General features: G+C 37.2%; 11 protein-coding genes. 7 read left to right on the forward strand and 4 right to left on the reverse strand.

The window, feature by feature from the left end:
• Nucleotides 1-87: 87 nt before the first annotated feature.
• Complete coding sequence (locus tag TOL5_RS05600) at nucleotides 88-807, reverse strand: tetratricopeptide repeat protein (RefSeq protein WP_035301355.1); 720 nt, start codon at nucleotides 805-807, stop codon at nucleotides 88-90.
• Nucleotides 808-1,059: 252 nt separating this feature from the next.
• Here TOL5_RS05600 and thrH point away from each other — a divergent pair, with 252 nt between their 5' ends.
• The 3 genes from thrH to TOL5_RS05615 all read left to right on the forward strand — a co-directional run bounded on the left by thrH (nucleotide 1,060) and on the right by TOL5_RS05615 (nucleotide 2,874).
• A complete protein-coding gene (gene thrH, locus TOL5_RS05605; RefSeq protein ID WP_004829504.1) occupies nucleotides 1,060-1,677 on the forward strand; it encodes a bifunctional phosphoserine phosphatase/homoserine phosphotransferase ThrH in 618 nt (205 codons plus the stop codon).
• Between the two features lie 158 nt (nucleotides 1,678-1,835).
• Nucleotides 1,836-2,156 (forward strand): hypothetical protein, encoded by a 321-nt coding sequence (locus tag TOL5_RS05610; RefSeq protein ID WP_005033046.1) that lies wholly within the window; start codon nucleotides 1,836-1,838, stop codon nucleotides 2,154-2,156.
• 385 nt (nucleotides 2,157-2,541) lie between these two features.
• Nucleotides 2,542-2,874: a hypothetical protein gene (locus TOL5_RS05615; RefSeq protein WP_005033044.1), complete on the forward strand. Its 333-nt coding sequence runs from the start codon at nucleotides 2,542-2,544 to the stop codon at nucleotides 2,872-2,874.
• 173 nt (nucleotides 2,875-3,047) lie between these two features.
• On the opposite strand, the gene TOL5_RS05620 is transcribed toward TOL5_RS05615, so the two are convergent.
• Together TOL5_RS05620 and TOL5_RS05625 are read right to left on the reverse strand one after the other, a co-directional pair.
• A complete protein-coding gene (locus TOL5_RS05620) occupies nucleotides 3,048-4,259 on the reverse strand; it encodes an MFS transporter (protein ID WP_081409715.1) in 1,212 nt (403 codons plus the stop codon).
• 208 nt (nucleotides 4,260-4,467) lie between these two features.
• Nucleotides 4,468-5,079 carry an arylesterase gene (locus tag TOL5_RS05625; RefSeq protein WP_121773822.1) on the reverse strand — a complete coding sequence of 204 codons (612 nt, stop codon included), beginning with the start codon at nucleotides 5,077-5,079 and terminating at the stop codon, nucleotides 4,468-4,470.
• A gap of 50 nt (nucleotides 5,080-5,129) precedes the next feature.
• On the opposite strand from TOL5_RS05625, the gene TOL5_RS05630 reads away from it, so the two are divergent.
• Nucleotides 5,130-5,879 (forward strand): ABC transporter ATP-binding protein, encoded by a 750-nt coding sequence (locus TOL5_RS05630; RefSeq protein ID WP_121773823.1) that lies wholly within the window; start codon nucleotides 5,130-5,132, stop codon nucleotides 5,877-5,879.
• Nucleotides 5,880-8,468, forward strand: a complete 2,589-nt coding sequence (locus tag TOL5_RS05635) for an ABC transporter permease (RefSeq protein ID WP_121773824.1) — start codon at nucleotides 5,880-5,882, stop codon at nucleotides 8,466-8,468. It begins immediately after the preceding gene.
• Between the two features lie 297 nt (nucleotides 8,469-8,765).
• On the opposite strand, the gene TOL5_RS05640 is transcribed toward TOL5_RS05635, so the two are convergent.
• Nucleotides 8,766-9,575 (reverse strand): rhomboid family intramembrane serine protease, encoded by an 810-nt coding sequence (locus tag TOL5_RS05640; protein WP_004829497.1) that lies wholly within the window; start codon nucleotides 9,573-9,575, stop codon nucleotides 8,766-8,768.
• A gap of 73 nt (nucleotides 9,576-9,648) precedes the next feature.
• Here TOL5_RS05640 and mtgA point away from each other — a divergent pair, with 73 nt between their 5' ends.
• Nucleotides 9,649-10,323, forward strand: coding sequence for a monofunctional biosynthetic peptidoglycan transglycosylase (gene mtgA / locus TOL5_RS05645; RefSeq protein ID WP_046759719.1), 675 nt, complete (start codon nucleotides 9,649-9,651; stop codon nucleotides 10,321-10,323).
• Between the two features lie 415 nt (nucleotides 10,324-10,738).
• Nucleotides 10,739-12,820: a polyphosphate kinase 1 gene (gene ppk1 / locus TOL5_RS05650; RefSeq protein ID WP_058969012.1), complete on the forward strand. Its 2,082-nt coding sequence runs from the start codon at nucleotides 10,739-10,741 to the stop codon at nucleotides 12,818-12,820.
• The last annotated feature ends 74 nt before the right edge of the window (nucleotides 12,821-12,894 follow it).

The following is a 12,894-nucleotide window of genomic DNA, read 5'->3' on the forward strand; positions in this document are numbered from 1 at the left end:
GCTGTCATTGATCAATGATTCGCTATCTCATTCTACAGCAAGGTTTTTATTAATCAGTGCCTTGTTAAGCTGTTTCTCAGTCTTATTTTATAAGTATTTGAATATTCTTTTAGGAATCTGATCAGATAATCCAGATTTTTTCATTTTATTGGCATAAATCAAATAATTTGACCGAGCTTGGCTTTGATTTTTTAAAGCCAAATAAGCATCAGCTAAATTTAGATAAGCGACTGTCCGATTTGGATCGAGCTGTATAACCTTTTTCAAAATTTCTAAAGATACTTTAGGATGACCCAATTGATTTAAATAGAAAGCAGCATCATTGAGTTCAACCACATCATCAATGTTATAGGAGGAAAGTTGGCATTGTAGTGTTGTAATTTGTTGTTCTATATTGGATATTTTGTTTTTATTGAGATTTTTCAAACTATTTGAGGTGTTGTAATGAAAATATGTGACTAAACCTCTACCCCCAGCAATATCATCAACCCAAACAGGTGTGCTTTCTTTCTTATCCCACATTCCGCCGCAAGTGTTTGAAAGCATTTTAGGAATAGCGTCAACAATGACCTGATTTTTATCATTGATAATTAGACAGTAATTTTCATTGCCTTTTGCTATAGGTAGACTGAGAAAGGAGTAGTTTTGTGTGCGATATATATAATCCTTTGGAATATCTTTTAATGAGAGACTGACTTGAGCATGGTCGAGATCTAAAGCACTACAATTTGTATAGCTCAGAAAACTATCATTCGCATATACGTAAGTACATATGCTACTCAAGAGAAACGGTGCTATTTTTTTCATAGTGTTGTTTGCCTAAATTAATTTTTATATGACTCAATGATGCGGTGCTTTTATTCCCGTTTTTATAAGTGTAACAATAACAGTTAAAGCTGAGAGAGTCTCTACATGCAGTTGTTGTACTAGGGATGAATTGTGCTGGTACGACGATCTATGACTATTCAAAATGAATTGAGTTTAAAAAACTTTCAGCATTTTTTTTAAACTTTAGTGCTATGATAAGCCCAAAATTTTTAACCGACGTTGGGAGAACCCATGGAAATCGTATGTCTTGATCTTGAGGGTGTATTGGTTCCAGAAATCTGGATCAATTTTGCAAAGAAAACAGGGATCAAAGAATTAGAAGCAACAACACGTGATATTCCTGACTACGATGTGTTGATGACTCAGCGTTTAAACATCTTGAAGCAACATGGTTTAGGTTTAAATGACATTCAAGCTGTGATCGCAGATATGGGACCATTTCCAGGTGCAAAAGAATTTGTTGAGTGGATTCGTACACATTTCCAATTGATCATTCTTTCAGACACATTCTATGAGTTTGCTCATCCGTTGATGCAGCAACTAGGTTGGCCAACAATTTTCTGCCATAAATTAGAAACTGATGAAAATGGCATGATTACAGCATATAAATTGCGCCAGCCAGACCAAAAGCGTCAAGCTGTAAAAGCATTGCATGGTTTAAACTTCCGTGTGATTGCAGCAGGTGACTCTTATAATGATACAACGATGTTGGGTGAGGCGGATCATGGCTTCTTATTCGACGCACCTGAAAATGTGATTCGTGAGTTTCCTCAATTCCCACCAATTCACGGTTATGAAGCTTTAAAAGAAGCGATTCGTAATGCGTCAATTCGCGATATTCCTGCTTAATTTTACTTAAAATTAAAAGGCGCTTAATGCGCCTTTTAATTTGCACCAGAAACTGATGATTGTCGTCATTTACAAACTTATGGCGATTGAATTGCTCATTTTTAAATTTTTTAAAATGCTATGCTTTCGCGTTTTTGATAGTTCTTGTAGGTTAGGAAGTGGCAGTTCATGATTTTCTTTTTAGTTATACTGTTTTGCCAAAAACGTCAGTATTTAAAAAATCAGCAGATGATATCAGATCAAAAATTGCTGAGATAAAAGTTTCATCATGGGTAAAATATACGGGTGTAGAAGTATTTTCAGGAGAGCTTGATTTGACTGGGATTGACCAGAATAAAAGAATCCAAGCGATGGATATAATAAAAAATACAATAAATGAAATATTAATTAAAAATCAATGTGTGTCAAAAGTAATGGTCAATGTAATTTTAATGGTTGATCAATTGGGTAAACCAATGCATTTTACTATTTGGAATTGATCGTACAAGCTAGGAGGAAATACCTAATTAGTGGTTATTCAGAGAGCCTAAAGTCTGTATTGTCTGACTTGCTATGCGGAAATCAGCTGTAAATTTCATCCATAAAAAATAAAGAATTTGTTGGGTTTTTAACATGAATAATCACGAATTTGTTAAGTTCAAATGAGTTGGTTCTAAAAGTAATATTGTCGAATTTGGAGATATTAATTGCGTTTGGTAAAGAGCAATGAACATATAATAAGTTAGATGAAAGGGTTTTGTGTTTGATGTTCTAGTGGCGAATAATTCAGAGAATGAAGGAATTAGAAGCGATGACCGAATGTAACTTTTCTTTGATAAGATCTTTATTTTTAAATGGATGTAGCAAATTGATAAGGATGTTGTTATGAAAAAAATATTATTTTTGGTCTTAATTTCATGTTTAACACAAGTTAGTGCATTAACGCCGAAAAGTGGAAAAGCACCAAATTACTGTGAGCAGATTGTTTATGCGCATGGCATATTATTAAAAGCACAAATCGAATGTGGATACCGTAAAAATAACAATAAACTAATTTCTAGTTCTGCACAGTGTGTCAAAGATCAACTTGGTGAAGAATATGGTAAACAAGTGCTTAATTCTGGTATGAAAGAGTTTGATCGACATGTCAATAAAGACGGGAAAGAATCAAGTTGTAAATATGTTCTAGAAAAATTTCCAGATTATGTATGGAAATAAATGTTTATAAGGCATTGATTAATATTTAAATATAATTTTAACGTGTCAATGGTTTGACTACAGCAAAAACTAAACCAAGTGGTAACAGGTATGATGAGCAGTTTCATTTAAAGGATCAAATTATTGCTAAATCTTATTTGCGAAAAGCTTGTTTGAATAAATCGAATAGTGAACTAAATGATATTTTTTCGATGTTTAAATGCAAACATAAGAGCCAAAGAAGCTAATAAAATAATCATGAGAATATAAATATCAGCAGTAAAAGTAAGACCGACATGGCTGACAAAATATCCAGCAATAATGGCAGGTATACTAAATGCTAAATAACTTTCAACATAAAATGTTGCCATTAACCCAGCACGTTGTTCAGGTAAAGCCAAGGGCATCACAGTGCGGATTGCGCCCATAAATCCTGTACCAAATCCGACACCAGTGACAACCGAACCAATAAATAGTAAGAGTGTAAGAGAGAAGTGAATGCCAGATAGAATTATTGCTGCACCAAATAGAATACTTAGCGAACCAGTAGTTAAGATTTTAAGTGTTTTTGCGCTACGGAGGGCTAAAATTCCGATTGCACCCGAAATGGTCAAAGTAATAAACATCATACCATTGAGCCATGCTGATTGAACTTTAAATGCTTGGGCTAATAGGGAAGGCATTAAGGATAAGAAAAAGCCACTGACCATCCATAAAGAAATATTGATTGGACTAACAATCCAAAGTGCTTTACGTGCTTGTGGTGGAACAGTAAGACGCGGTTTAAGTGATGAAAATGCTCCGGAACGTTTTTCAGCAGTCTCAGGGCTAAAATATGCAATACACAAGGTACAAAAGAAAATAAAAATGAATATTTCAAAAATTAAAGTTAGTGCATGCGTTGATGTCGCCAATACAATACAGGTCATGAGCATGCCGATTGCCATACCCAACATAGGAGAAATACTGTTGATTAATGAACCATGAGTTTTACTTAAATCTAATAAAGCTGCACCAAAGGTTGATGCAGCCAAAGCTGTGGCGATTCCTTGTAAGGCTCGAGCAATAAATAACATTTCAATATTTGAGGCAAACAGAAAGAACCCCATAGAAATGATCTGTAAAAAGAGAGCGGTAAAAATAACTGGTTTACGCCCAATATAATCTGACAAAGAACCCATTACCAATAATGTTGCGAGTAAAGCAAAGGCATAAGTTGCAAAAATTAAGGTCAATAAAACGGGTGAAAACTGAAACTGTTGTTGGTAGAGACGATACAAGGGGGTAGGTGCGCTTGAAGCCGCCAAAAATGCCATCAAAGTAAAGGTATGTGTATAAAGTGCAGTTTGAGGGCTAAATTTAAATGAAGTCATTTGATGATTGAGATTATTAGAATTACTCATCATTTAAAACGCATATAAAAGAAAGGATAGATTCTGTTATACCTGATTTCAGTTGAAAGGCAAGAAGTGATTAAGGTTTTATTTGTGATAATTGACCATATGTTATATTTAGTATATTGAATATTATGGTTATTTTAATATTGTGAGGGTGTAATTCTGCAGCTTGTCATCAAAGGCTTCCATGCCTAAACCTAATTGGAATGTCTTGGTGTTAAAGTGCGCCTTGAATCAAAGGATAGGCATTATCGAGTAAGATTTTTTGTGCCACCGCATTAGGATGGATTAAGTCTTTTTGCATGAGGTTTTTATTGCCTGCAATGCCGTTCATAAAAAAGGGGTGCAGTTGTACTTTGTACTGTTGGCTTAAGGTTTGGTAATTTTTTTCGAAAGCTTGGCTATAAGCTGCGCCGTAGTTGGGAGGAATCTTCATACCCAACAACACGACCTTGGCTTGGCTTTTTTGACTTTGTTGAATCAATTGAGCAAGATTTTTTTGAATCATTTGTGGTGGTTGACCACGTAAGCCATCATTCCCACCCAACTCAATCACAACCACATCAGGTTTATGAGTTTGTAATAATTTAGGTAAACGTGCTAAAGCACCACTGGTGGTTTCTCCGCTGACACTGGCATTTACCACTTGATGTTGTTTGGGAAATTGCTGATTTAAGCGTTGCTGAAGTAATGCGACCCAACCCTGTTGTGGGTTTAAACCATAGCCCGCACTTAAGCTGTCACCTAAAATCATGATTGTTTTTGCAAAACTACTAACGGGCAACAGACAGATCATGCTAAAAAATAAACAATGAAAAGCGCTTTTCATTATTTTCAAATTTAACAACGTTTTGATTTGCATATTTAAGGTACTTTACAATGTCTAAGGTTCAGGATGCTTTAACTTCTCCCATCATGCCACAAGTGATAATTTCTGCACAGCAACTTACACAAAAGATAGAATTACCTCATCAAACGCTTACAATTTTTGAAAATTTAAATCTCGACATTTATGCAGGCGAACAGGTTGCAGTTACAGGGCGCTCTGGTTCAGGTAAGTCAACCTTATTGGGTATTCTGGCAACTTTAGATCAGGCGAGTGCGGGTCAACTCAATGTATGTGGCGAACATATTGAACATTTAAATGAAGAGCAACGGGCTTTGGTGCGACTTAAACACATTGGTTTTGTTTTCCAGTCTTTTCAATTGTTACCGCATTTGTCGGCTTTAGAAAATGTCATGTTACCTTTACGTTTACTTTCTGATTTTAATTATGCACACGCAGAGCAAAAAGCACTCGATTTATTGGAAAAAGTCGGTTTAGCACGCCAAAGTCAACAAACACCCAAAGTATTATCTGGCGGAGAGCAACAACGTGTTGCGATCGCACGTGCGCTTATTTCAGATCCACAGATTATTTTTGCTGATGAACCAACAGGTAATTTAGATGAGCATACTGCGTATGAGATTGAGCAGTTATTATTTAGTTTGAATCAAGCATTAGGTACAACCTTAGTTTTAGTCACACATAACCCACAATTGGCAGCGCAATGTCAGCGTCATTATGAGTTAAAAGATGGTCATTTGATTGAACATTTACGATCCCCACAGAGAAGTGAGGTTGTTTAAATGTTGAATCTTTTTAAACCTTTATTTCGGCAAAGTTTTGCTAGCTCAGGCATTTATTTACTGATCATTGCTTTGAGTTTAGCCATTAGTGCGACCACGGCTTTAAAGTTCAGTAACGATCAGGTTAAGCAAGCAGTTACTTTACAAGCCGCTAAAATGCAAGCTGCTGATTTAGTGCTGAGTGATACCAATCCAATTGACCCTCAATGGTTGAAAAAAGCTGAACAACTCAAGTTAAAACAGTCACATGTCACGATGTTCAGTTCTATGGCGTCGACTCGTGATCAATTTGTGATGGTCAATGTCAAAGCCATTGATCCATCATTTCCTTTACGTGGTGAGTTAAGGATTCGCCCACAACAGTCCTTACAAAATGGCGGAATTTGGCTGAGTAAACGAGCCCAAGAATTATTAAAGCTCAATATTGGTGATCAAGTTCAAATTGCAAATGGTCAATTTAAAGTCACGGGTATCATTGAACATGATTCTAACCAAGAGTTAGGTTTTTCTGCATTTTCACCGACAGTGATTATTGCTCAAGCTGATGTTGCAAAAACTGGGGCAATCCAAATCGGCAGTCGCATTGAGTATCGGCTGTTAATGGCGGGTGAAAAACAGTCGATTGAAGCTTATCAAGCCTTCTTTAAAACATTCAAAGCGCAAGAAAAAGAAAATTTTGCCCAGCAATTTACACAGGATCAGCGGAAAAATTCTACGACTCCAGAAATAGGGCAGCCAGCTTCTGAAACGCAACTCATTCATACCCCATCTGAACCATCTCCACAAGACTTGCAAACAGCGGATCAAGCTTTAGATGCCCAGAGCAACTTAAGACTACGTAATGCGGATGAAGGAAACTCACGTTTACTGAAACCGATTGAAAATCTTGATACGTTTTTACAATTGGCAAATATTCTAACGATTCTACTCTGTGGTTTAGCGATTGCTTTAACCAGCCAACGTTATGTGCAACAGAATCAAGATCATATTGCCTTGATGCGTTGCATGGGCGCAACCAGACGACAGATTTTTCAAGCTTACTTGAGTTTATTGACTGTGGTGATTTTGATTGCGATCGTGATTGGAAGTTTGTTGGGACTGGTTTTAGGTTATTCATTGCTACAACTCATGTTGCAAATGATTCCAAACCTAGAATTACAATTTTCAATATGGCAGATATTTTTAGGTCCATTACCGATCGCTATTTTCACCAGTGCAATTGTACTGATTGGATTTATTCTGCCGAGTTTATGGCAATTGCTCAATACACCTCCGATACGTGTTATTCGCCAGCAGGAAAAATCAGCAGGCTCTATATTATGGATGATGGCGACAGGTTTAATCAGTCTGATTATTTTTAGCTTAGTATTGACTGAGAATCTAACGCTGACAGCAGTGATCATGGGTGCAGTCATTGTCCTCACGGGGTTATTGTATGTTGTGGTTTGGTCAGTCTTAAAGACGCTGAAAGCGATGAAAAGTCGTTTCTCTGCTTATATTCGAACACCTTCCCAAACAGCTTTGCAAATCACAGCTTTGGCACTAGGTTTGAGTTTAATTACGGTATTGGCTGTATTACGTACTGATTTATTGGAGCGTTGGCAGCAACAGTTGCCTGAAGGTACTCCAAATCAATTTATTTATGGTTTACCTCCATTTGAACTTGAAGCATTTAAACAACAGTTGGCGCAACATCACTGGGAAAGTACACCACTATATCCCAATGTTAAAGGGCGCTTGCTGGCTAAAAATGGTCAGGCTTTTCCTGATTCGTTGGTAAAAAGTAATAATTCATTACGCCGTGAGTTAAATTTAACTCAAGCAGATCATTATCCACAGGACAATATCATTGTTGCTGGTCAGTCTAAATTGACAGAAGTTGGACAAGTTTCGGTTGAAGCAAAATTGGCTGAAGAGTTGGGGATTAAGATAGGGGATCGTTTAACCTTTAGTTTGCCAGAAGGAAACTTACAAGCTCAGGTGGTAAATTTACGTACTGTTCAATGGCAAAGTTTTAGCCCAAATTTCTTCTTTATTTTTACGCCTAAGACATTGGATGAAAATGCAGGAAGCTATTTAGGAAGCTTTTATGTGTCACCTGCGGACAAAGCTAAAATGATCAGTTTAATCCAACAATTCTCAAATACAGTGTTTATAGATGTGTCTTTAATTTTTGATGAAATTAAACAACTGGTTTCTGTCTTGGTGAAAATTATTACAGTATTGGCTGTCTTGGTCAGTTTGTCGGGTTTTCTTGTTTTGATTGCTTGTATTAATTTGTTGATGGATGAGCGCAAAAGAGAAGTCGCGCTATTACGTTCATTCGGTAGCTCAAAACGACAGTTAAAAAACATGATGAGCATGGAAATAGGTTTTATTGGATTGTTGGCAGGGATTGTGTCGTGTTTCTTTGCTGAAGTAATTAGCGCAATTGCCAGTTATCGTATGGAGATGCCTTTACAATTTCACTGGGAAATTTGGTTTATTCTGCCTATTTTGATGGCGGTCTTATGTGCAGTAATCGGAAGGTACCGTTTAAGCTATTTGTCAGATATTCCACCTTTACAGAGCTTAAGAGAACTGAATTAAAACAAGATGATTGAACAGCAATCATTGCGCTATTCTGACGATTCCAGTTTATGGATATTATGAAGTGATGGCAATAAAGAGGCTCACTTTTTGGTGAGCTTCTTTGAATTACAACTTTAGATGTAAAGTGTGACATTGAATGCGTTATATCGCCAAACAATGATCCATAGTAGTAATTTTATGAATCAAGAAAACTTATATTTTGCTGTATGCATTTTTCAACAGATTGACTATAAATACTCGACTGAAATACTTTAATTTTTAGGGATGATTTAAATTTTGCAGATACACTGCTGATCAAAATTGAAATTGCGCTCGCATTTGTGAAACTGCTTCTTGCCAAAGTGGTGTAATTGGACCCACCAAATGTTGGCAATATAGATATGTCGCATATGTAACAGCGATGCCTAAAATCACAATGATCATATTTACAGCAATCGGTGCTTTCATACGTTGCATGACATACCAAGCTAAAGCCATCACAGCTCCCATTAACATGCCTCCAATATGCGCAGCATTGTTGATTCCAGAAGCAAGGAAGCCGAATGCTAAGTTGATTGCAAGCACCGTTAAGAGTGATCTTTTATCCAGAACAAATCTCTGGTTTGGAGTAGGTGGGAACAAAGAAAGTAGGGTTAAAGCACCCCCTAAGCCCATTACTGCCCCAGATGCTCCAGCGGATACATGAGGAATCAGTTTTTGGTCAAAGTGCTGTAAAAATTCATAACTATTCCGAATATCCAAGTAGCCACTGAGTAGACTTCCCATCAATCCCGCTAATAAATACAGTCCCAGGAAATAAAATTTCCCAAAGGTTTTTTCAGCGACATCACCAAAAATATACAGTGCCCACATATTCATCAACAGATGCAAAATGCCAAAATGAAAAAACATACTGCTGAATAAACGATAAGGTTCCTCTAGAAAGGTTAAAGGTGCATAATCAGCACCCCAACGCAAAGCATCCAATGTGGTGGGGTCAGTAATATTAACGCCTGACAAAACTTGGATGGCGAATAAACCTACATTGATTGCAATTAACAATAAGGTGATTTTGCCAATCGTGTTGGGTGAGTTATATACGGATGAGTCTTGATAATTCGACATGCTATTTCTTAGCTTTTTATTGATAGATTCAGCTTAACATGAAATGTCAGCATTTTCGGAGTAAACAGCTGAGATGAAAGCTTTTATTGTTCGTGCTTTGTTAATCATAATCAGTATTTTGATTTTGATTCAGCTATGGATTTTCTCCAGTTTAGTGTATTGGCGTACCCATGATGTAGAAACCACAATGTTTATGCGCTGGACATATTTCTCAGATTTTAAACCGATTGAACATCAATGGCGCAATTATGATGAGATAAGTGACAACATTAAGCATGCAATTGTTGCGGCTGAAGATGCCAAGTTTTTAGATCATCATGGTTTCGATTGGGATGGGATCGAAGATGCTTTGCAACGTAATCTAAAGAAAGACAAAGTTGTCGCTGGGGGTTCAACCATTTCGCAACAACTGGCTAAAAATTTATTTTTCTATAACCGCCGTTCAGTGATTCGTAAAGGGCAGGAAGCCATTGCAACGACCATGATGGAGCGTATGTGGACTAAGCAGCGTATTCTTGAAGTGTATATGAATTCTGTTGAGTTTGGCGATCATATCTATGGAGTAGAAGCAGCCTCACGTTATTATTTTGGTAAAAGTGCAAAAAGTTTAAACCGAGAGCAAGCTGCCTTTTTAGCGGTGATTTTGACCAATCCCAAATACTATCAAGAAAATCGCAATGATCCTAAATTGCTCTATCGAAAAAAACTGGTATTAAAATATATGCGTTATACCCGTATCCCAAAATAATCTGCAATATTTAAAAAGTGAAATTATCATGTTAGGGTCTGTGGACAATTCGTCTATGTTTGCGACTAGGTGTGTTTTTTAGACGATTCTAGGCATGAAATACGAAATTTAGTCATTCTAAATGAGTAGTTCGTAACGACGAAGCGACAAAAAACACACTAGTCCCGAAGGGTTGTGGCTAAAATTATCTCTGGCTACGTTATGAAACTTGAAAATAGTCTCGCTATTCTCTTCATTTCATGCCTTGCCTGCTCAATTTTAACCTACAACGCAAGTCATTTATGAAATGTCCACAGCCCCTAAGAAAAGCACAAAAAAAATGTGCTTTTTTTATATCGTGATGCTTTTTTTATGAAATTGTCATAAATTTGAAGCATACTAGAATAATGACATTTTCTTGATGCAGGTTTATTGCATGAATACCGCAGTGACTCCAACAATACCGACAGAATATTCTTATAATGAACGATATATCAATCGTGAACTTTCTATCTTAGATTTCCATTTGCGTGTTTTAGAGCAAGCTGTTGATCCTCTGCATCCGCTACTAGAACGTATGAATTTTTTGCTGATTTTTTCTCGCAACATGGACGAGTTTTTTGAGATTCGTGTCGCTGGAATGATGGAGCAATTAACGCTGGGGAATGAAAGTCGTTCACCTGATGGGCTTACACCTAAGCAAGTTCTAGATCAAATCTCTAAAACAGCCCATGAAGCCATTGAACGCCAATACCGTATCTTAAATGAAGAGATCTTCCCGAAACTCCGTGAAGAAGATATTTGTTTCTTACGTCGTGGAGAACTGACACCTGCTCAGTCGGTGTGGATTAAAAAATATTTTCAAGAACAAGTTGCGCCTGTATTGACGCCAATTAGTCTTGATCCTGCGCACCCATTCCCACGCTTAGTAAATAAAAGCTTAAACTTTATTGTCACTTTAGAAGGTAAAGATGCTTTTGGTCGACAAATTGATTTAGCGGTTGTTCCAGCACCTCGTTCTTTACCGCGTGTGGTACGTTTACCTGATGAATTGACGGGCGGTAAAGAACATTTTGTAATGTTGTCTGCGATTATTCATGAACATGTCTCTGATTTATTTCCAGGGATGACTGCAACAGGTTGCTATCAGTTCCGTGTGACACGTAATGCAGATTTAGCGCTGAACGAAGATGTTGAAGACTTGGCGAAAGCACTTAAAGGTGAATTGAGTTCACGTCGTTTTGGTCGTGCGGTGCGTTTAGAAGTCACTGAAAACTGTCCAAAACATATTTATGAATATTTGTTGGATGAATTTGATTTAGAAGAAGAGCAACTTTATAAAGTCGATGGACCAGTAAACCTCGCACGTTTAGTATCAAATTTTAAACGTCCACATATGCGCTATGATTCACATGTGCCTGCAATTCCAAAAGTATTGAAAAAGTCTGAAAATATTTTTTCAGCCATGCAGAAGCAAGATATTCTTTTGCACCATCCCTTCGAATCTTTTGCACCTGTAATCAATTTGTTGCGTGAAGCAGCACGAGATCCTCAAGTTCTTGCGATCAAACAAACCTTGTATCGTAGTGGAGCGGATTCAGAAATCGTACAGGTCTTAGCCGAAGCGGCGCGAAATGGTAAAGAAGTCACAGCAGTGATTGAACTGCGTGCTCGTTTTGATGAAGAATCAAACATTGCTGTTGCCAATGTATTGCAAGAAGCAGGAGCCGTGGTGGTATATGGTATTGTGGGCTATAAGACACATGCCAAAATGATTTTGGTGGTTCGCCGTGAGAATAATAAACTTGTTCGCTATGTTCATTTAGGAACAGGCAACTATCATGCAACCAATGCACGCATATATACCGATTATGGTTTATTAACCACAGACAAAGAACTCTGTGAAGATGTGCATCGTATTTTTCAAGAGTTGACGGGCATGGGTAAAATGGCGAAGTTGAAAAAACTTCTACACGCACCGTTTACCTTACATGCACAGTTAATCGCTTATATTGATGATGAAATTGCCAATGCTAAAGCGGGTAAACCAGCTCAAATCATTGTGAAGGTGAATGCTTTAACAGAGGTTCAGTTAATCAATAAGTTGTATGAGGCTTCGCAAGCAGGTGTACAAGTCGATTTGATTATTCGTTCAATCTGCTGTTTACGTCCTGGTTTAGCAAATCTCTCGGAAAATATTCGTGTACGTTCAATTGTTGGACGTTTCTTGGAACATACCCGTGTTTATTATTTTGGTAATAACGGAAATGCCCGTATTTATTGCTCAAGTGCGGACTGGATGGATCGAAACTTATTTAATCGTGTCGAAGTATGTTTCCCAATCGAAGATCCTGCACTGAAAAAGCGTATTTATCAGCAAGGTTTGGTGAATTATCTTAAAGATAATACTCAAGCTTGGTTGTTACAGGGAGATGGTACATGGGTTCGTGCTCAACCTAAAGAAGGTGAAACTGTACACAATGCACAAAAAACCTTGTTAGAGCATTTTAACGGCTAAACTTAATATTTCACGATTTAAACCCGATTGATTTCAATCGGGTTTTTTTGTTTCTTCAGAATATGGCTAGAGAT

This window comes from Acinetobacter sp. Tol 5, from assembly GCF_019702905.1.
Taxonomy (GTDB): Bacteria; Pseudomonadota; Gammaproteobacteria; order Pseudomonadales; family Moraxellaceae; genus Acinetobacter; species Acinetobacter bereziniae.

Bases quoted from the DNA above. Each gene is read 5' to 3' on its own strand.
- TOL5_RS05600 (WP_035301355.1), bottom strand. From the start codon at position 807: ATGAAAAAAATAGCACCGTTTCTCTTGAGTAGCATATGTACTTACGTA.
- thrH (WP_004829504.1), top strand. From the start codon at position 1,060: ATGGAAATCGTATGTCTTGATCTTGAGGGTGTATTGGTTCCAGAAATC.
- TOL5_RS05615 (WP_005033044.1), top strand. From the start codon at position 2,542: ATGAAAAAAATATTATTTTTGGTCTTAATTTCATGTTTAACACAAGTT.
- TOL5_RS05620 (WP_081409715.1), bottom strand. From the start codon at position 4,259: ATGATGAGTAATTCTAATAATCTCAATCATCAAATGACTTCATTTAAA.
- TOL5_RS05625 (WP_121773822.1), bottom strand. From the start codon at position 5,079: ATGAAAAGCGCTTTTCATTGTTTATTTTTTAGCATGATCTGTCTGTTG.
- TOL5_RS05630 (WP_121773823.1), top strand. From the start codon at position 5,130: ATGTCTAAGGTTCAGGATGCTTTAACTTCTCCCATCATGCCACAAGTG.
- TOL5_RS05635 (WP_121773824.1), top strand. From the start codon at position 5,880: ATGTTGAATCTTTTTAAACCTTTATTTCGGCAAAGTTTTGCTAGCTCA.
- TOL5_RS05640 (WP_004829497.1), bottom strand. From the start codon at position 9,575: ATGTCGAATTATCAAGACTCATCCGTATATAACTCACCCAACACGATT.
- mtgA (WP_046759719.1), top strand. From the start codon at position 9,649: ATGAAAGCTTTTATTGTTCGTGCTTTGTTAATCATAATCAGTATTTTG.
- ppk1 (WP_058969012.1), top strand. From the start codon at position 10,739: ATGAATACCGCAGTGACTCCAACAATACCGACAGAATATTCTTATAAT.